1 protein-coding gene is annotated in these 536 nt (G+C 65.1%); it reads right to left on the bottom strand.

What is annotated here, in order from left to right; all coding sequences use genetic code 11:
• The coding region (locus AOP75_RS12680; protein ID WP_161794579.1) for a hypothetical protein at nt 1–536 on the bottom strand (536 nt) is incomplete at both ends.

Below are 536 nucleotides of genomic sequence, written 5' to 3' on the forward strand. Positions count from 1 at the left end.
CTTCGAGGTAGGCGTCGATTTGGTTGTCGGGGATGGTGTGGTTGTCGGTGCCGTCTGCGTCGGGGTCGGTGAGGGTGGGTGCTGGTTGGTGGGGTGGGGGGTTGTGTGAGGTGCAGTGGCCGTTGAGGTCGCAGTCGACGAGGCGTGGTGTGGGGGTGTAGAGGTGGATGGAGCGTGGGGGGCTGGTGGTGGTTGCGGTGCCGGGGGCGTTGATCCGGGTGGTGCCGTTGAGGGTGTAGGAGCCGGTCCAGGTGGTGGTGAGGTTCCAGCCGATGCGTCGTTCGCCTGGGCTGAAGGTGATGGGGTCGTCGTCTGAGTTGTGGCCGCGTGAGGGTTGGGTGTGGGTGATGTGGTCGCCGTCGGTGGAGGTCCATTCCCAGGTGGTGGGTGTGGCTTTGAGGGTGATGGTGGTGCCGGCGAGGGTGACGGTGGTGGTTTGTGGTGTGGTGTCGGGGATGGCGTAGAAGCCTTGGTGGGTGGTGGCCCAGCCGTGGTTGGGTTGGAGTTCGTAGGTGGTGGGGGTGATGGTCATGGAT

Source organism: Demequina globuliformis (assembly GCF_000975155.1).
In the GTDB taxonomy this organism is placed as follows: domain Bacteria; phylum Actinomycetota; class Actinomycetes; order Actinomycetales; family Demequinaceae; genus Demequina; species Demequina globuliformis.